The following is a 17,654-nucleotide window of genomic DNA, read 5'->3' as shown; positions in this document are numbered from 1 at the left end:
TCCTGATACCCGCCAAAATTCCTCCTATTCTCAATAGCTCCCTTCGCTTCCTGCACCCAGGAGACACGACCATGAGCTATGTAACCACGAAGGACGGTGTACAGATCTTCTACAAGGACTGGGGCCCGCGCGATGCGCCGGTGATCCACTTCCACCACGGCTGGCCGCTCAGTGCCGATGACTGGGACGCGCAGATGCTGTTCTTCCTCGCCCAGGGTTACCGCGTGGTCGCCCACGACCGGCGGGGCCATGGCCGCTCCAGCCAGGTATGGGACGGCCACGACATGGACCACTATGCCGACGACGTAGCCGCCGTGGTCGCCCATCTGGGCACCCAGGGCGCCGTGCATGTCGGCCACTCGACCGGCGGCGGCGAAGTGGTGCGCTACATGGCTCGGCACCCTGAAGACAAGGTGGCCAAGGCCGTGCTGATCGCGGCCGTACCCCCTTTGATGGTGCAAACCCCCGGCAACCCCGGTGGCCTGCCCAAGTCGGTATTCGACGGTTTCCAGGCCCAGGTTGCCAGCAACCGGGCGCAATTCTACCGGGACGTGCCAGCAGGGCCGTTCTACGGCTACAACCGCCCTGGGGCCGAAGCCAGCGAAGGCATCATTGGCAACTGGTGGCGCCAAGGCATGATCGGCAGTGCAAAGGCCCATTACGATGGCATCGTGGCGTTTTCCCAGACCGATTTCACCGAGGACCTCAAGGGCATCAAGCAGCCCGTGCTGGTGATGCACGGCGACGACGACCAGATCGTGCCGTATGAGAATTCCGGGGTGCTGTCGGCCAAGCTGCTGCCCAATGGCACGCTGAAAACCTACAAAGGCTACCCGCATGGCATGCCGACCACCCATGCCGATGTGATCAATGCGGATTTGCTGGCGTTTATTCGTAGTTGATGTGTTCGCCAGTACCAGCCCTTTCGCGGGTGAACCTGCTACTACGGGATTATGCGGGTTTACCCGCGAAAGGGCCGGTACTGGCAACACACCTTCCCCAGGATTACCATGCTTCCCTTCTAGTGCGGCACTTTGCCGCCTCCTTGCCTCCCTGCCTGCCAAAACTCCATGCCCTTCGAACTTACCGTAGAACCCCTCACCCTGCTGATCCTGGCCCTGGTCGCCTTCGTCGCCGGTTTCATCGATGCCATCGCCGGTGGCGGCGGTTTGCTCACCACCCCGGCCCTGCTCACTGCCGGCATGCCGCCGCACCTGGTGCTGGGCACCAACAAGCTCAGTTCCACCTTCGGCTCGGCCACCGCAAGTTTCACTTACTACAAACGCAAACTGTTCCATCCGGCGCAGTGGCGCCCGGCATTGTTCGCCACCCTGACCGGGGCGTTGCTCGGCGCCGTCATCGCCCACTACATGCCAGCCGAATGGCTGAACAAGATGCTGCCGGTGATCGTCTTCGCCTGTGGCATCTACCTGTTGTTCGGCGGCACGCCCAAGGCACCGCTGGATGCCGATGCACCGATCAGGAAAAAGTGGCAAGTGCCGCAAGGCTTCACCCTGGGCTTCTACGACGGCGTGGCCGGACCGGGTACCGGGGCGTTCTGGACCGTCAGTACCCTGCTGCTGTACCCCATCGACCTGGTACGCGCCAGCGGCGTGGCGCGCAGCATGAACTTCGTCAGCAACATCGCGGCGCTGACGGTATTCATCATTTCCGGGCAGGTGGACTACATCGTTGGCCTGTGCATGGGCCTGTCGGTGATGGTCGGCGCCTTTTTCGGCGCACGCACGGCAATCAGCGGTGGCAGCAAGTTCATCCGCCCGGTGTTCATCACCGTGGTGCTGGCGTTGACCGTGCGCTTAGCGTGGCAACACTGGTTCGGGCAGGCCTGAGCGGCTTTGGCAATGGAATGACCATTGCCTGCGCCCGGCGCCTAGTCGGAGCACATTGTTCACTGCAGCTAGGACGGGAAAGCAGGGATATCACAGCCCAGCCGCCGCGCAACATACAGATCGATCAAGTACCGGGCAATGGACCGCCCCGCCGGCAGCGGCGGCAGGTCGTGAACGCTGAACCACTTGGCGTCCTCGATCTCGTCCGGTTGCATGACAATCTCGCCACCGGCGTACTCGGCATGGAAACCGAGCATCATCGAATGCGGAAACGGCCAGCACTGGCTGCCGACGTACTGGATGTTCTGCACCTCCACCGCTACTTCTTCACGCACTTCGCGCACCAGACAGTCTTCGGCCGACTCACCCGGCTCGGCAAAACCTGCCAAGGTGCTGTACACCCCGGTGACGAAGCGTGGCGAACGCGCCAGCAGGATTTCATCGCCGCGGGTCACCAGCACGATCATGCTGGGTGAAATACGCGGATAGCTGCGCAGGTCGCAGGGCTGACAGTACATCGCCCGCTCCCAGCGAATTTGCGTCATCGCCTGGCCGCAACTGCCGCAGAAGCGGTGCTCGCGGGCCCAGGTGCCGATTTGTGCGGCATAGCCCAGCACCTTGTAGGTGTCGGAGTCGCCTTCGAGCATGAACGCACGCAGGCCGCGCCAGCTGCAGCCGGGCACATCGGTGGCGCTGCGCAGTTCCAGCAAAAATACCGGCTGGCCGTCAAAGTGGCCGATGCCGTGTTCGCACAGCACGTCGAGGTCCTGGCGCTTGAGCCAGTCGCGGGGGAACAGCGCGCCGTTGGCGTCCACCAGAAACCCTTCAGGGCTGCGGGCCACGGCCAGCCCCCCGGTCATCTGTGGGTCGAGTACTGCGGTAGTCCAGCGTGCTGACATGTCGGGGGTTCCTTTACTGCGCGTCCCCCGGCCCGATCAGTCGGCGAACGTCGGTTTCTGTTTGCTCATGTGCGCCGCCACAGCCACGCGCAGGTCTTCGGACTGCAGCATTGCGGCGTTCCAGGTGGCAATGTAGTCCAGGCCATCGTCGATGCGATGGTCACGCATGTAGCTGAGCATTTCCTTGGTGCCGGCCACAGCGATCGGCGATTTTGCGGCTATCTCGCGGGCGATGGCAAAGACGCCGTCCATCAGAGCGGCCTGATCATCATAGACTCGGTTGACCAGGCCGATACGCAACGCCTCGTCAGCCTCGACATTGCGCCCGGTAAACGCCAGCTCACGCATGATGCCGTCGCCGATGATGCGTGGCAAACGTTGCAATGTGCCAACATCGGCAGCCATGCCCATGTCGATTTCCTTGATCGAGAATTGCGCATCAACACTGCAGTAGCGCATGTCGCAGGCGGCGATCAGGTCAATGGCCCCGCCAATGCAATAGCCCTGAACCGCCGCCAGCACCGGCTTGCGGCACGTGTCCACGGCGGTGAACGAGGCCTGCAGCCGCTGGATGGTCTTGCGCAGGAAGCGTGCATTGCGGCCCACGTCCTTGCCCATCTGCCCGGCCAGCGAAGCCAGCATCATCAGGTCGATACCGGCGGAGAAATGCTTGCCGGCACCGCTGATCACCACAGCACGCACGGCATCGGTGTCATCGATCCACTGGAAGATGTCGAGGATCTCTTCCCAGAAAGCCGCGTTCATCGCGTTGACCTTCTCCGGGCGGTTGATTTGAACGTGGGCGATGCTATCGGTCAGTTCGACCTTGAATGCACTGTACTCGGTCACGGGCGGCACTCCTGTGGGTAAAAGGTTCATGCCACCGATGGTAACCCAGCCCAATGGCCGTACTTGTGCCAAAAACGGGACTGCACACCTTGCCTAAGACGCGCAGATCCGGCACCGTGCGCCATCGCTGAATTATAAGGATACATATTTATGTCACGCCCCCTGACCGGCGCTCTCGCCCACGGTTTCCTGGGCAAGTCGCCGTTTTGGTACAAGGTGGTCATCTGCCTGTTTCTGGTGCTCAACCCGCTGTTGTTGGTAACCATTGGCCCGGTTGCGACCGGCTGGGCACTGGTGCTTGAGTTCATCTTCACCTTGGCCATGGCCCTGAAATGCTACCCGTTGATGCCCGGTGGCTTGTTGCTGATCGAAGCCATGCTGCTGCAAATGACCACGCCGCAGGCGCTGTACGAGGAACTGCAGCACAACTTCCCGGTACTCCTGCTGCTGATGTTCATGGTCGCCGGCATCCACTTCATGAAAGAACTGCTGCTGTTCCTGTTCTCACGCATTTTGCTTGGGGTGCGCTCAAAGGCCATTCTGTCATTGCTGTTTTGCGTGCTGTCGGCGTTTCTTTCCGCGTTTCTTGATGCGCTGACAGTCACTGCGGTGATCATCAGCGCCGCAGTCGGCTTCTACGCGGTGTACCACCGCGTCGCGTCCGGGGCCAACCCGCGCGAGGAGAGCGCACTGGACAGCGACCACCACGTTGCGCAACTGCACCGTGAAGACCTCGACCAGTTCCGCGCCTTCCTGCGCAGCCTGCTGATGCATGGCGCTGTGGGTACCGCCCTGGGCGGCGTCTGCACGTTGGTGGGCGAGCCGCAGAACCTGCTGATCGGCCACGAGATGAGTTGGCACTTCGTCGACTTCTTCTTCAAGGTGGCGCCCGTATCGCTACCAGTGCTGGGTGCAGGTCTGGTGACTTGCGTGCTGCTGGAAAAAGTGCGCCTGTTCGGCTACGGCACGCTGATGCCCGAACCGGTGCGCCAGGTGCTGACCGCCTATGCGGCCGAAGACGATGCCGCGCGTACCCAGGCCCAGCGCATCGCGCTGTGGGTACAAGGGCTCGCCGCACTGGTCCTGATCATCTGCCTGGGCCTGCATGTGGCCGAGGTCGGCCTGATCGGCCTGATGGTGATCGTGCTGATCACGGCCTTCACCGGCATCACCGACGAGCACCGCCTGGGCCGTGCCTTCCAGGACGCCATGCCGTTCACGTCGCTGTTGGTGGTGTTCTTCGCCGTGGTCGCGGTGATTCATCAGCAGCAGCTGTTCAGCCCATTGATCAGCTGGGTACTGACGCTGCCGACCGAACAGCAACCGGGCATGCTGTATCTGGCCAACGGCTTGCTGTCGGCGATCAGCGACAATGTGTTCGTTGCCACCATCTACATCACCGAAGTGAAGCAGGCATTTCTCGATGGCAGCATGAGCCGCGAGCATTTCGAAACACTGGCAGTGGCGATCAACACCGGCACCAACCTGCCAAGCGTGGCGACGCCGAACGGCCAGGCGGCGTTCCTGTTCCTGCTGACCTCGGCCATTGCGCCGCTGATTCGGCTGTCGTACGGGCGGATGGTGTGGATGGCGCTGCCCTATACCGTGGTGATGGGCGGGTTGGGGTGGTGGGCGGTGACGTACTGGCTGTGAGGTGCTCTGTTTGGCGCGAGGTGCATCAGTTTGGAGGTGCATGCCTTTAGGAGGATGTTGTTTGGGAGATCGAGCGCCGCCCGCGCGGCGCATCGCGAGCTGCGCTCGCTCCTACGTTTGTTTCGGGCCAGTATTGCCTGCACCAGCGCGCGCGACCGCCTTGTTTGTTCCACACAATATCGAGGCGGGCGCGCGCCTCTGCCCCAGGAATAATTGGCCCGAAACGAACGTAGGAGCGAGCGCAGCTCGCGATGCGCCGCGCGGGCGGCGCTCGATCTCACGGTCGAAATGACTCTTGAGACATGCCCCCGCAGCCACAATGCAATTTAATGACATGCCCCACTCCCACACAACTTTTGCCCCGCGAACGCATCAAACCCCAAGTAAGCCCCATCCACTCCAAGGAGGTCACCCATGGCGCTGCGCACGACACTGCTGCTTTCCTGCATGACCCTGGCCCTGCTCGGCTGCGCCGGCAACGATCACCCGGCACCGCCGCGCACCCAGCAGGTGGACCTGCAGCGCTATCAGGGTACCTGGTACGAACTGGCGCGGCTGCCGATGTTCTTCCAACGCAACTGCGTGAAGTCCGAGGCGCGCTACGGCTTGCGCGAGGACGGCCGTATCGACGTCACCAACCGCTGCCAGGAAAAGGACGGCCAGTGGAATGAAGCCAAGGGTATTGCCGAGCTCCAGCAGCCAGGCAGCACCGACAAGCTGTGGGTGCGCTTCGACAACTGGTTCAGCCGCCTGGCACCGGGCCTGACCAAGGGCGAGTACTGGGTGCTGTACCACGACAAGGACTACCGCGTGGCACTGGTCGGCCACCCCAACCGCGAGTACCTGTGGCTGCTTTCGCGCACGCCAGCAGTCACCGACCAGCAGCGCGAGCAACTGCTGACAATCGCCCGGGAGCAAGGTTATGACACCAGCAAGCTCATCTGGCGACAGGCCAACTAGCAGACCGTCGACGGCGGGCGGCAATCCGGCTAAGGTGTGCGCCCCGTATCACCTTGGCCACTTCTGGCCTGAAACAGGACCCTGAGCATGGACCTGCTGTTCCTCGGCACCTCCGCCGGGGTGCCCACCAAGGCACGCAATGTCAGCGCCACAGCCGTGATCGAAGCCAGTGGCAGCCACTGGTATCTGGTCGATTGTGGCGAAGGCACCCAGCACCGGCTGCTACACACCCCGCTTTCGGTCCGTGACCTGCGCGCGATCTTCATCACCCACGTGCATGGTGACCATTGCTTCGGCCTGCCCGGCCTGTTGGCCAGCGCGGGCATGAGCGGGCGCACCCAGCCGCTGGAAGTGATCCTGCCCGCCGCACTGCACGACTGGGTACGCCAGGGCCTGCTTGCCAGCGACACCTTCCTGCCGTTCGAGCTGCGCCTGTTGCCCGTGGAAACGTTGAGCGCATGGCGCAGCGAGACCCTGCAGGTGACCACCGTGCAACTGTCGCACCGGGTGCCCAGCGTGGGTTTCGTATTCACCGAAACCAACCCGGAGCCCCGCCTGGACATCCAGCGCCTGGAAGCCGAGGGCATACCGCGTGGTCCGCTGTGGGGTGAGCTGGCCAAGGGGTTGACCGTGACGTGCAACGGGCAGCTGCTGAACGGCAATGACTACCTGCGGCCTTCGCGCCCGCCACGGCGGGTGATCGTGTGCGGGGACAACGACAAACCAGAACTGCTGGCAGCCGTTGCCAAGGGTGCGGATGTACTGGTGCACGAAGCCACCTTCACCCAGGCGGTAGCCGAACGCACCGGGGGCACGTTCGGCCACAGCACCGCCGCGGAGGTGGCACGCCTTGCCGAGGCCGCTGGCGTGCGCAACCTGGTACTGACGCATTTCAGCGCCCGCTACCAGAACGATCCACGGCGCAGCCCGCACATCGACAACGTGCGCGACGAGGCCCTCGCCCATTACAGCGGGCAGTTGACCCTGGCGCAGGACCTGCAGCGCTATTACCTTGGCCGTAACGGCTGTCTTGAGGCCAGTGGTTAGGCCGCCAGCCGCCCGCTGGCAATTGCCTCCGACGCCGCCAGCATCGCCCGTAACAGCACCGCACAGCCTGCCGCCAGGTCATCAGGCGTGGCGTTCTCGATTTCGTTATGGCTGATGCCGTTTTCGCACGGCACGAAAATCATCCCCGCCGGCCCCAGCTCGGCCAGGAAGATGGCGTCATGCCCCGCTCCACTGACGATGTCCATGTGCGGCAGGCCCAACGCCTTGGCCGATTCGCGCACGGCGTCGACACAGCCTTTGTCGAAGTAAAGCGCCGGGAAGTCGGCCGTGGGCACCAGCTCATGGCTCATGCCATGCTTGGTACAGGTCGCCTCGATCACCTCGCGCACATCGGCAATCATCGCATTCAACTGCTCGCCCTCGAGGTGGCGGAAGTCCAGGGTCATGCGCACTTCGCCCGGGATCACGTTACGCGAGCCCGGGTACGCCTGAAGGCAACCCACCGTGCCGCAGGCGTGGGGCTGGTGGGCAAGCGCCGTGCGGTTGACCGCCTCCACCACAGCGGCTGCGCCCACCAGGGCGTCCTTGCGCAGGTGCATGGGCGTAGGGCCGGCATGGGCTTCAACACCGCGCAGGGTCAGGTCGAACCACTTCTGGCCCAGGGCGCCGAGGACCACGCCGATGGTCTTGGCCTGGTCCTCAAGGATAGGCCCCTGCTCGATATGCGCTTCGAAATACGCCCCCACCGGGTGCCCCGACACCGCGCGCGAACCGGCGTAACCAATGGTGTTCAACGCTTCGCCAACGCTGACTCCCTGGGCATCGCGCTTGGCCAGGGTTTCTTCCAGGGTGAACTTGCTGGCGAACACCCCTGAACCCATCATGCACGGCGCAAAACGTGAACCTTCTTCGTTGGTCCACACCACCACTTCGAGCGGCGCTTCGGTTTCCACGCCCAGGTCGTTGAGGGTGCGGATCACCTCCAACCCGGCCATCACCCCGAAGCAGCCATCAAACTTGCCGCCGGTGGGCTGGGTGTCGATATGGCTGCCGGTCATCACCGGCGGCAGCTTGGGGTTACGGCCCGGGCGGCGGGCGAATATGTTGCCGACGGCGTCGATGCTGACCGAGCAACCGGCCGCCTCGCACCACTGCACGAACAGATCGCGGGCCTGGCGGTCGAGGTCGGTCAAGGCCAGGCGGCAGACACCGCCCTTGGCGGTGGCGCCGAGCCGGGCCAGGTCCATCAGCGATTGCCACAGGCGGGTACTGTCGACGTGATGGGCGTTGGTCTTCAGGATCTCTTTGACGGGGGTCACGGGTTTCTCCTTCAGGCTTTTTTTGTTGTCTGTTCAGGGCGCTTGGCGGGCACGCCCGCTACCACAGGACTGCGTACCGCCATACCGCCAAGCACGTAGTACAGTGCACCGCCCAGCAACGAGCCGGTGAACCAGCCGTAGTCGTAGAACCAGCTGAAACTGCTGTTGCCAATCGCCATTACCGTCAGCCCTACTGGCAAGGCGAAGGCGGCAAAACCGGCCCAGTTCCACGCGGGATACACGTCGTCGCGGTATAGCCCGGCCAGGTCCAGCTTCTGCCGGCGGATCAGGAAGTAGTCCACCGCCATGATCCCGGCAATGGGCCCCAACAAGCTGGAATAGCCCAGCAGCCAGTTGGAGTACACGCTCTCCAGGCTAAGGTCGGAGACAATCAGGCCTAGCTTCTTCAGCAGCTCATGCCCCATCAGCGCCAGGCCGATAAAGCCGGTCAGCCATATCGCGCGGCTTCGCCCGATCAGGCGTGGGGCAATGTTCTGGAAGTCATTGGTCGGCGACACGATGTTCGCCGCAGTGTTGGTCGACAGCGTGGCGATCACGATCAGCGCCATGGCCAGGGCCACCCAGAAGGGGCTTTGAATCTTGCCGATCAAGCTGACCGGGTCGGACACCGTCTCACCCACCAGTGATGCCGACGCGGCGGTCAGTACCACACCCAGCGCAGCGAACAGGAACATGGTCAGCGGCAGGCCGAAGATCTGCCCGAGAATCTGGTCCTTCTGGCTGCGGGCGTAGCGGCTGAAGTCGGGAATGTTCAGTGACAATGTGGCCCAGAAGCCGACCATGGCCGTGAGCCCTGCGCAGAAGTAACTGACCATGCTCGCCCCTTCCGGGCGCTTGGGCGGCTGGGCCAGCAGTTCGGTCATCGACATGTGTGGCAAGGCCCAGAACAGCAGACCGATGCCCACCGCCACCAGCAGCGGTGCCGACAGCGTTTCCAGCCACTTGATCGACTCGGCGCCGCGCAGTACCACCCACAGGTTCAGGCACCAGAAGATCATGAAGCCAATCACCTCGCCCGTCCCGCCCAGCGCCTTCCAGCCGTCGAACACCGAACCCAGGAACAGGTGAATGGCCAGCCCGCCGAACATGGTCTGAATACCGAACCAACCACAGGCCACCACCGCGCGGATCAGGCACGGTACGTTGGAGCCGAGAATGCCGAACGACGAACGCAGCAGCACCGGAAACGGGATGCCGTACTTGGTACCGGGAAAGGCATTGAGGGTAAGCGGTATCAGCACGATAACGTTGGCCAGCAGAATCGCCAGCAGCGCTTCGCCAACGCTGAGGCCGAAGTAGGCGGTGAGCACGCCGCCGAGGGTGTAGGTGGGTACGCAGATGGACATGCCCACCCACAGGGCGGTGATGTGCCATTTGTTCCAAGTGCGCTGGTGCACCTTGGTCGGTGCTATGTCGGGGTTGTAGCGCGGGCTGTCGAGGACATCGCTGCCCTCGGACAGCTCGAACAGGCCATCTTGCTCGACCACTTCCGATCTGCTCTGTTGCATAGGCCCTTCTCCAGTTTTTTCTTCTATTTTTCGCTCATCAGGCTGATTCGATGACCGGAGTTCGCACGCGGAATGTGCATAGAAATCTCGACCAGATTTTCATCTTGTCAAGCCAGTCAATTACCCTTAAAGCCCCTGCCTCCGCATGCACACTTAATTAATCCCTTTAATATCAATTAGTTAAAAACCACAAAATTAATGGGAAAATTTTCTTGCTGAATCCAGAATCAGCATCTAGCCTCGAATCTTGTCAGGACTGACAGGATTGACCGCCCTGCCCTCCCTGGCATCCATGACAATGCAAAGAACCGGCCAAAACCGGTCAGCCTGCGAGGAAAACGGCATGTCCCTGTTGATCCGTGGCGCCACCGTGGTTACCCACGAAGAGAGTTACCCCGCCGATGTCCTGTGTGCCGATGGCCTGATCCGTGCCATCGGGCAAAACCTCGAACCACCCACCGACTGTGAGATCCTCGACGGCAGCGGCCAGTACCTGATGCCCGGCGGCATCGACCCGCACACCCACATGCAGTTGCCGTTCATGGGCACTGTAGCCAGCGAGGACTTCTTCAGCGGCACCGCTGCGGGCCTGGCAGGCGGCACCACTTCGATCATCGACTTCGTCATACCCAACCCGCAGCAGTCGTTGCTGGAGGCCTTCCACACCTGGCGTGGCTGGGCGCAGAAAAGCGCCAGCGACTATGGCTTCCACGTCGCCATCACCTGGTGGAGCGAGCAGGTGGCCGAAGAGATGGGCGAGCTGGTGGCCAAGCACGGGGTGAACAGCTTCAAGCATTTCATGGCCTACAAGAATGCGATCATGGCCGCCGACGATACCTTGGTGGCCAGCTTCGAGCGTTGCCTGCAACTGGGCGCGGTGCCCACCGTGCATGCCGAGAACGGCGAGCTGGTGTACCACCTGCAGAAAAAACTGCTCGCCCAGGGCATGACCGGGCCGGAAGCCCACCCGCTGTCGCGCCCCTCGCAGGTTGAAGGCGAAGCGGCCAGCCGCGCCATCCGCATTGCTGAAACCCTCGGCACGCCGTTGTACCTGGTGCACATTTCCAGCCGCGAGGCACTGGATGAAATCGCCTATGCCCGAGGCAAGGGCCAGCCGGTGTATGGCGAGGTGCTGCCCGGCCATCTGCTGCTGGACGACAGTGTCTACCGTGACCCGGACTGGGCCACCGCCGCCGGTTATGTGATGAGCCCGCCGTTCCGCCCACGCGAACACCAGGAGGCGCTGTGGCGCGGCTTGCAGTCGGGCAACCTGCACACCACCGCCACCGACCACTGCTGCTTCTGCGCCGAACAGAAAGCCATGGGCCGCGACGACTTCAGCCGCATCCCCAACGGCACCGCCGGCATCGAGGACCGCATGGCGGTACTGTGGGATGCTGGGGTCAACAGTGGGCGCCTGTCGATGCACGAATTCGTCGCGCTGACCTCTACCAATACGGCGAAAATCTTCAACCTGTTCCCGCGCAAGGGCGCTATCCGCGTGGGTGCCGATGCCGACCTGGTGCTGTGGGACCCGCAGGGCACCCGCACCATCTCCGCCCAAACCCACCACCAGCAGGTGGACTTCAACATTTTCGAAGGCCGCACCGTGCGCGGCATCCCAAGCCACACCATCAGCCAGGGCAAGGTGCTCTGGGCCGATGGCGACCTGCGTGCCGAACCGGGCGCGGGGCGCTATGTGGAACGGCCGGCGTACCCGTCAGTGTATGAGGTGCTGGGGCGCCGGGCCGAGCATCAGCGGCCGATGCCAGTTCAGCGCTGAAGCCATTGGGGCTGCTGTGCAGTCCATCGCGACACAAGGCCGCTCCCACAAGGACCGCGATCGCCTGTGAGAGCGGCCTCGCGTCGAGATGGGCCGCGCAGCACCCCCAGAATCCACCGCAATACCTGTCGCCTGCACCATAAAAATAGAGAGGCTACAACCGTGATCGACGCCCTGAACCATTTGCCGCGCCCCCGGGCCGGCGCCGACCAGTTGGCCGAGCGCTTCAGCGATCTGGCCCCACCCCTCACCGCGCGCCAGGCCGCCCTGGAAAGTGCACGCTGCCTGTACTGCTACGACGCCCCTTGCGTCAACGCTTGCCCTAGCGAGATTGACATCCCCTCGTTCATACACCGCATCAGTGACGAGAACCTGCAAGGTGCTGCCGAGCGCATTCTTTCGGCCAACATTCTTGGCGGTAGTTGCGCCCGCGTGTGCCCCACCGAAATCCTCTGCCAGCAAGCCTGCGTGCGCAATAACGCCCAGGAATGCGCACCGGTGCTGATCGGCCAGCTGCAGCGTTACGCCCTGGACAACGCCCAGTTCAGCGCACACCCGTTCAAGCGCTCGGCAGCCACCGGCAAGCGTATCGCCGTGGTCGGCGCCGGCCCGGCAGGGCTGTCCTGCGCCCACCGCCTGGCCATGCACGGGCATGACGTGGTGGTGTTCGAGGCCTGCGACAAAGCCGGCGGCCTCAACGAGTACGGCATCGCCCGCTACAAGCTGGTAGACGACTATGCCCAGCGTGAAGTGGATTTCTTGTTGGGCATTGGCGGTATCGAAGTCCGCCATGGCCAGCGCCTGGGTAGCAACCTCAGCCTGGGCGAACTGCGCGATCAGTACGACGCGGTGTTCCTGGGCCTCGGCCTGAATGCCGTGCGCCAGCTAGGCCTGCCCGACGAGGAAGCCCCCGGCGTGCTCGCCGCCACCGAATACATCCGTGAGCTACGCCAGGCCGATGACCTGAGCCAGCTACCGCTGGCCGACCGCTGCCTGGTGATCGGTGCTGGCAACACGGCCATCGACATGGCCGTGCAGATGAGCCGTCTGGGTGCCCGCGACGTCAACCTGGTTTACCGCCGTGGTCAGGCAGACATGGGCGCTACCGGCCACGAGCAGGACATCGCCAAGGCCAACCAGGTGCGCCTGCACACTTGGGCCCGCCCTGATGCCGTGCTGCTGGATGACGCCGGTAAGGTCCGCGGCATGCGTTTTGCCCGCACCGAACTGGCGGAAGGCCGCCTGCGCGATACCGGCGAAACCTTTGAGCTGGCTGCGGACGCGATCTTCAAGGCCATTGGCCAGCGCTTCGACGACGCCAGCCTCCATGACCCGGTGGCTGCGCAACTGGCCCGCGAGGGTGAGCGCATCCGCGTTGACGAAAACCTGCAGACCAGCCTGCCGGGCGTGTACGCAGGCGGCGACTGCACCGCGCTGGGCCAGGACCTTACCGTGCAGGCCGTGCAACACGGCAAGCTGGCCGCCGAAGCCATCCATGCCCAACTCATGCTCAACGTGGAGGCAGCGTAAATGGCCGACTTGTCTATCGTATTTGCCGGCATCAAGGCACCCAACCCCTTCTGGCTGGCCTCCGCACCGCCAACCGACAAGGCCTACAACGTGGTCCGCGCCTTCGAGGCCGGCTGGGGCGGCGTGGTCTGGAAGACCCTGGGCGAAGACCCTGCAGCGGTCAACGTGTCGTCGCGCTACTCGGCGCACTATGGCCCCAACCGTCAGGTACAGGGGATCAACAATATCGAGTTGATCACCGACCGCTCACTGGACATCAACCTGCGTGAAATCACCCAGGTGAAGAAGGACTGGCCCGACCGCGCATTGATCGTGTCGCTGATGGTGCCGTGCATAGAGGAATCGTGGAAGTTCATCCTGCCGCTGGTGGAAGCCACCGGGGCCGATGGCATCGAGCTGAACTTCGGTTGCCCGCACGGTATGCCGGAACGCGGCATGGGGGCGGCCGTCGGCCAGGTGCCGGAATATGTGGAAATGGTCACCCGCTGGTGCAAGACGTACTGCGCGCTGCCGGTGATCGTGAAGCTTACGCCGAACATCACCGATATCCGCCAGTCGGCCCGCGCCGCGCACCGGGGCGGGGCCGATGCCGTGTCGTTGATCAACACCATCAACTCGATCACCAGCGTCGACCTGGACCGCATGGTGGCCCACCCGATTGTCGGAGACCAGAGCACCCATGGCGGTTACTGCGGTTCGGCAGTGAAGCCGATTGCCTTGAACATGGTGGCGGAAATCGCCCGCGACCCGGAAACGCGTGGCTTGCCGATTTGTGGCATTGGCGGCATCGGCAACTGGCGTGACGCAGCCGAGTTCATGGCCCTGGGCAGTGGTGCCGTGCAGGTGTGCACGGCGGCGATGCTGCATGGCTTCCGTATCGTCGAGGACATGCAGGACGGCCTGGCGCGCTGGATGGATCAGCATGGGCACCGCAACATTGAGGCGTTCCGCGGGCAGGCGGTGGGGCATACCACCGACTGGAAATACCTGGACATCAACTACAAGTCGGTGGCGCACATTGACCAGGAGGCGTGCATCGGCTGCGGGCGCTGCCACATTGCGTGTGAGGACACCTCGCACCAGGCGATTGCCAGCACGCTGAAGGCTGACGGCACGCATGCCTACAGTGTGATCGAGGAGGAATGCGTAGGCTGCAACCTGTGCCAGATCACCTGCCCGGTGGAAAACTGCATCGAAATGGAGGCACAGGATACCAGCAAGCCGTACCTGAACTGGACGCAGGATCCGCGTAACCCCTACCGTGAGGCCAGTTGAAGCAATAGGGGCTGCCATGCAGCCCTTCGCGGGCTTGCCCGCTCCCACAGGACTGCGCCGTTTCTGAGGACAGCGCAGAACCTGTGGGAGCGGGCAAGCCCTTGAAGGCCGCGCAGCGGCCTCAATCGCCGGTTCACGGCTCCAGCCCGATCCCCCGCAAGATCACGCTGGTCACCGTTTGCACGGCACTCTCGAACGCCATGTCCGACAGCATCTCGCCGCCGTTCAGCAACTGCACCTGGTAACCGAAGTCGGCGTAATGCTGGGTCGAGGCCCAGATCATGTACAGCAGCGCCGACGGCTCCACCGGCAAGATGCGCCCCTCTTCCACCCAGCAGCGGATCTTGGCTTCTTTCATCTTCGCCCAGGGCACCAGGCTTTCGTCGAGGTTAACCCCCAGCACCGGCGCCCCATGCAGCATCTCTTCGGCCCAGATTTTCGAGCCCAGCGGCCGCGAGCGCGAATGGCCCATCTTCGCCCGGATGTAGCTGGTCAGCACCACACGCGGGTCGTCGAAGTTCTCGAAGCACAGGGCGTCCTGCTTCCACACATCCAGCAGGTCCTGCAGCACTGCGCGGAACAGCTCATCCTTGGTGCTGAAGTAATAATGCAGGTTGGAGCGTGGCAGCTCAGCCTGCTCGGCGATATCCCCCATGGAGGTGGCGCCATAGCCCTTTTCAGCAAACACCTTCTCCGCCGCTTGCAGGATTTTTTCGATATTGCGTCGGCGGATTTCGATCTTGTGATTGGCCATCAGGCTTGGGCCGTCCACACCGCCAGCTCATAACCGTCCGGGTCAATGAAATGAAAGCGCCGCCCGCCGGGAAAGGCAAAGGTCGCCCGGCTGATTTTCGCCCCGGCGGCTTCGATCCGCTGCTGCGTGGCCGCCAGGTCGTCGGTGTACAAGATAACCAGGGGCCCACCCGGACGCACCGGCTCACCCGTGGTGAAGCCACCCGTCAACCGGCCATCACTGAACTCGGTATAGGTAGGCCCGTAGTCGGTGAACGCCCAACCAAACACGCTGCCATAGAAGGCCTTGCTCCGTGAAATGTCGCTGACATTGAACTCGATGTTGTCGATCTGCCGGTCAGTACCGCGAATGCCCATGTGTGCTCCGTGCCGAAGGGTGTTTGGCCTAGTCTACTCCGGTCAAGGCAGTCGCCCCACTCATTCGCTACCCACAACGCGCCCGGTCGCGCGCCGGGCACTGTGCGCGGTGCAGATTGAGCGCGGTGTTGATGATGCCTATGTGGCTGAAGGCCTGGGGGAAGTTGCCGAGCATGCGGCGGCCGGCCGGGTCGTACTGTTCGGCCAGCAGGCCGAGGTCGTTGCACAGGCTGGTCAGGTGTTGGTACAGCGCTTCGGCTTTGGCCTGGCGCCCCAGCAATACATAAACGTCAGCCAGCCAGAACGAACACACCAGGAAAGTGCCCTCCCCCGGCGTCAAGCCGTCGCTGCAACTGTCACTGTCATAGCGCAGCAACAGGCCGTTCTTCATCAGGCGCTGTTCGATCTGCTCCAGAGTACGCATGAAGCGTGGGTCATCTGCCGGCAGGAAGCCGGTCAGAGCGATCTGCAACAGGCTGGCGTCCATTTCGGTCGAACCATAGGCCTGGACAAAGAACCGGCCGCTGGCGTCCAGGCCGTGCTCGCACACGTCGCGGTGAATCTCGTCAGCCACCTGGCGATAATGCTGCCCGCGCTCGCGGCCTTCTTCCGTGGTGTCGGCCAGCCCTGCGGCGCGGTCGAAGGCGACCCAGGCCATCACCTTGGAGTGCACGAACTGCTGCCGGCCGCCACGCACTTCCCAGATGCCTTCGTCCGGCTCGCGCCAGATACCCTCGACATAAGGCAAGATCAAGCGCGAAATGGCGGCGCTGCGCGGGTGGCGGGGCAACCCGCCCTTGATCGCCTGGGTCATCGCATCGGCCAGTTCGCCATAGATGTCCAGCTGTGTCTGCGCAGAGGCCGCGTTGCCCACCCGCACCGGCTGTGAATGCTCATAACCGGCCAGCCACGGCAAGGTGAACTCCTGCAGGTCCCGCTCGCCAGCCAGGCCATACATGATCTGCATCTGCTCGGGGTTGCCGGCCACCGAGCGCAGCAGCCACTCGCGCCAGGCCTGGGCCTCGTCGAAGTAGCCAAGGTTCATGAAGGCCAGCAGGGTCATGGTCGCGTCGCGCAACCAACAGAAGCGGTAGTCCCAGTTGCGCTCGCCACCCACACGCTCGGGCAGCGAAGTGGTGACGGCAGCGACCATACCGCCGGTGGGGGCGTAGGTCATGGCCTTGAGGGTGAGAAGCGAGCGGCGCACCAGGGCGGAATATGGCCCGACCTGCGGGCAGCGGTCGGCGAAGGCCTGCCATTGCTCGCGGGTGTTGGCCAGGGCTTCGTCGATTTCACAGTCGGGCTGCATCGGCAAGTGCGAGGGCTGGTGACGCAGGCTGAAGACCTGGCGCTGGCCCGTGCTGACGCGAAAGCGGCAGCCGGTATGGTGGTCGCGGGCTTGCGGAGGCACGGTGCTGCACAGGATCAGCCGATCAGGGCCGGCGACGGCGCTGAGGGTCAGTGGGTCGAGTCGTTCCACCCAGGGCACGCTGCGGCCGTAGTCGAAGCGCATGACCAGGTCCATTTCGAAATGGGTTTCGCCAGACAAGCCTTCGACAATGCGCACCACCGAGTTGACCTCGCCCAAGGGCATGAAGTCGAGCACCCGGGCACGACCGCTTGCGGTCACCCAGGTGGTTTCCAAAACCAGGGTGTCGCCCAGGTATTGGCGGCTGCTGTGCACTACCGGGTCGCAAGGGGCCAGGCGCCAGCGGCCGTTTTCTTCGTTGCCCAGCAGGGCCGCGAACACGGCGGGGGCGTCGAAGCGTGGCAGGCACAGCCAGTCCAGCGAGCCATCGCGGCTGACCAGCGCCGCACTGCGGCAGTTGCCCAGCAGGGCATAGTCTTCGATGTGGGCAGGCATTGGGTCTCCTTTGTGTGGTTGCCTG

The 17,654-nt window shown here is 63.4% G+C and carries 15 protein-coding genes; 8 read left to right on the top strand and 7 right to left on the bottom strand.

The features are described 5' to 3' along the window. The first annotated feature begins 71 nt into the window (after positions 1-71). Complete coding sequence (locus tag AC3B5Q_RS09055; protein WP_028697667.1) at positions 72-902, top strand: alpha/beta fold hydrolase; 831 nt, start codon at positions 72-74, stop codon at positions 900-902. Positions 903-1,070: 168 nt separating this feature from the next. Continuing rightward, a complete protein-coding gene (locus AC3B5Q_RS09050) occupies positions 1,071-1,850 on the top strand; it encodes a TSUP family transporter (protein ID WP_021782141.1) in 780 nt (259 codons plus the stop codon). A gap of 68 nt (positions 1,851-1,918) precedes the next feature. Here AC3B5Q_RS09050 and nudC read toward each other — a convergent pair whose 3' ends face one another. After that, the gene (nudC, locus tag AC3B5Q_RS09045) at positions 1,919-2,749 is read right to left on the bottom strand and encodes an NAD(+) diphosphatase (protein WP_028697668.1); all 831 of its coding nucleotides are present in this window, start codon (positions 2,747-2,749) and stop codon (positions 1,919-1,921) included. A gap of 36 nt (positions 2,750-2,785) precedes the next feature. Further along, positions 2,786-3,598, bottom strand: a complete 813-nt coding sequence (locus AC3B5Q_RS09040) for a crotonase/enoyl-CoA hydratase family protein (protein ID WP_021782139.1) — start codon at positions 3,596-3,598, stop codon at positions 2,786-2,788. Between the two features lie 150 nt (positions 3,599-3,748). Here AC3B5Q_RS09040 and nhaB point away from each other — a divergent pair, with 150 nt between their 5' ends. From nhaB to AC3B5Q_RS09025, 3 genes are all read left to right on the top strand, one after another. Next, positions 3,749-5,251 carry a sodium/proton antiporter NhaB gene (gene nhaB / locus AC3B5Q_RS09035; protein WP_021782138.1) on the top strand — a complete coding sequence of 501 codons (1,503 nt, stop codon included), beginning with the start codon at positions 3,749-3,751 and terminating at the stop codon, positions 5,249-5,251. Between the two features lie 414 nt (positions 5,252-5,665). Further along, positions 5,666-6,211, top strand: a complete 546-nt coding sequence (locus AC3B5Q_RS09030) for a lipocalin family protein (RefSeq protein WP_021782137.1) — start codon at positions 5,666-5,668, stop codon at positions 6,209-6,211. An 87-nt stretch (positions 6,212-6,298) separates the two neighbouring features. Then, the gene (locus tag AC3B5Q_RS09025; RefSeq protein WP_021782136.1) at positions 6,299-7,258 is read left to right on the top strand and encodes a ribonuclease Z; all 960 of its coding nucleotides are present in this window, start codon (positions 6,299-6,301) and stop codon (positions 7,256-7,258) included. On the opposite strand, the gene AC3B5Q_RS09020 is transcribed toward AC3B5Q_RS09025, so the two are convergent. Together AC3B5Q_RS09020 and AC3B5Q_RS09015 are read right to left on the bottom strand one after the other, a co-directional pair. Continuing rightward, positions 7,255-8,538 (bottom strand): Zn-dependent hydrolase, encoded by a 1,284-nt coding sequence (locus tag AC3B5Q_RS09020; RefSeq protein WP_488392990.1) that lies wholly within the window; start codon positions 8,536-8,538, stop codon positions 7,255-7,257. The genes AC3B5Q_RS09025 and AC3B5Q_RS09020 overlap by 4 nt on opposite strands. Before the next feature lie 11 nt (positions 8,539-8,549). Beyond that, positions 8,550-10,067 carry an NCS1 family nucleobase:cation symporter-1 gene (locus tag AC3B5Q_RS09015; RefSeq protein ID WP_021782134.1) on the bottom strand — a complete coding sequence of 506 codons (1,518 nt, stop codon included), beginning with the start codon at positions 10,065-10,067 and terminating at the stop codon, positions 8,550-8,552. 343 nt (positions 10,068-10,410) lie between these two features. On the opposite strand from AC3B5Q_RS09015, the gene hydA reads away from it, so the two are divergent. The 3 genes from hydA (at position 10,411) to preA (ending at position 14,655) form a co-directional block, all read left to right on the top strand. After that, positions 10,411-11,850, top strand: coding sequence for a dihydropyrimidinase (hydA, locus tag AC3B5Q_RS09010; RefSeq protein ID WP_103462312.1), 1,440 nt, complete (start codon positions 10,411-10,413; stop codon positions 11,848-11,850). Between the two features lie 162 nt (positions 11,851-12,012). After that, a complete protein-coding gene (locus AC3B5Q_RS09005) occupies positions 12,013-13,380 on the top strand; it encodes an NAD(P)-dependent oxidoreductase (protein WP_319298519.1) in 1,368 nt (455 codons plus the stop codon). Beyond that, positions 13,381-14,655 (top strand): NAD-dependent dihydropyrimidine dehydrogenase subunit PreA, encoded by a 1,275-nt coding sequence (preA, locus tag AC3B5Q_RS09000; protein WP_488392989.1) that lies wholly within the window; start codon positions 13,381-13,383, stop codon positions 14,653-14,655. It begins immediately after the preceding gene. A 133-nt stretch (positions 14,656-14,788) separates the two neighbouring features. Here preA and AC3B5Q_RS08995 read toward each other — a convergent pair whose 3' ends face one another. The 3 genes from AC3B5Q_RS08995 to AC3B5Q_RS08985 form a co-directional block, all read right to left on the bottom strand. Beyond that, a complete protein-coding gene (locus AC3B5Q_RS08995) occupies positions 14,789-15,409 on the bottom strand; it encodes a TetR/AcrR family transcriptional regulator (protein ID WP_028697673.1) in 621 nt (206 codons plus the stop codon). Beyond that, positions 15,409-15,765 (bottom strand): VOC family protein, encoded by a 357-nt coding sequence (locus AC3B5Q_RS08990; RefSeq protein ID WP_021782130.1) that lies wholly within the window; start codon positions 15,763-15,765, stop codon positions 15,409-15,411. Before AC3B5Q_RS08990 ends, AC3B5Q_RS08995 begins: the two co-directional genes overlap by 1 nt. A 67-nt stretch (positions 15,766-15,832) precedes the next feature. After that, complete coding sequence (locus tag AC3B5Q_RS08985; RefSeq protein WP_053870469.1) at positions 15,833-17,629, bottom strand: glycoside hydrolase family 15 protein; 1,797 nt, start codon at positions 17,627-17,629, stop codon at positions 15,833-15,835. Positions 17,630-17,654 lie beyond the last annotated feature (25 nt).

The organism is Pseudomonas sp. D5(2026), from assembly GCF_057766845.1.
Note: the sequence above shows the minus strand (reverse complement) of the source record. Positions and strands in the feature narration are given on the sequence as shown.

Coding starts and splice junctions, on each gene's coding strand:
- AC3B5Q_RS09055 (WP_028697667.1), top strand. CDS start 72: ATGAGCTATGTAACCACGAAGGACGGTGTACAGATCTTCTACAAGGAC.
- AC3B5Q_RS09050 (WP_021782141.1), top strand. CDS start 1,071: ATGCCCTTCGAACTTACCGTAGAACCCCTCACCCTGCTGATCCTGGCC.
- nudC (WP_028697668.1), bottom strand. CDS start 2,749: ATGTCAGCACGCTGGACTACCGCAGTACTCGACCCACAGATGACCGGG.
- nhaB (WP_021782138.1), top strand. CDS start 3,749: ATGTCACGCCCCCTGACCGGCGCTCTCGCCCACGGTTTCCTGGGCAAG.
- AC3B5Q_RS09030 (WP_021782137.1), top strand. CDS start 5,666: ATGGCGCTGCGCACGACACTGCTGCTTTCCTGCATGACCCTGGCCCTG.
- AC3B5Q_RS09025 (WP_021782136.1), top strand. CDS start 6,299: ATGGACCTGCTGTTCCTCGGCACCTCCGCCGGGGTGCCCACCAAGGCA.
- AC3B5Q_RS09015 (WP_021782134.1), bottom strand. CDS start 10,067: ATGCAACAGAGCAGATCGGAAGTGGTCGAGCAAGATGGCCTGTTCGAG.
- hydA (WP_103462312.1), top strand. CDS start 10,411: ATGTCCCTGTTGATCCGTGGCGCCACCGTGGTTACCCACGAAGAGAGT.
- preA (WP_488392989.1), top strand. CDS start 13,381: ATGGCCGACTTGTCTATCGTATTTGCCGGCATCAAGGCACCCAACCCC.
- AC3B5Q_RS08995 (WP_028697673.1), bottom strand. CDS start 15,409: ATGGCCAATCACAAGATCGAAATCCGCCGACGCAATATCGAAAAAATC.
- AC3B5Q_RS08990 (WP_021782130.1), bottom strand. CDS start 15,765: ATGGGCATTCGCGGTACTGACCGGCAGATCGACAACATCGAGTTCAAT.
- AC3B5Q_RS08985 (WP_053870469.1), bottom strand. CDS start 17,629: ATGCCTGCCCACATCGAAGACTATGCCCTGCTGGGCAACTGCCGCAGT.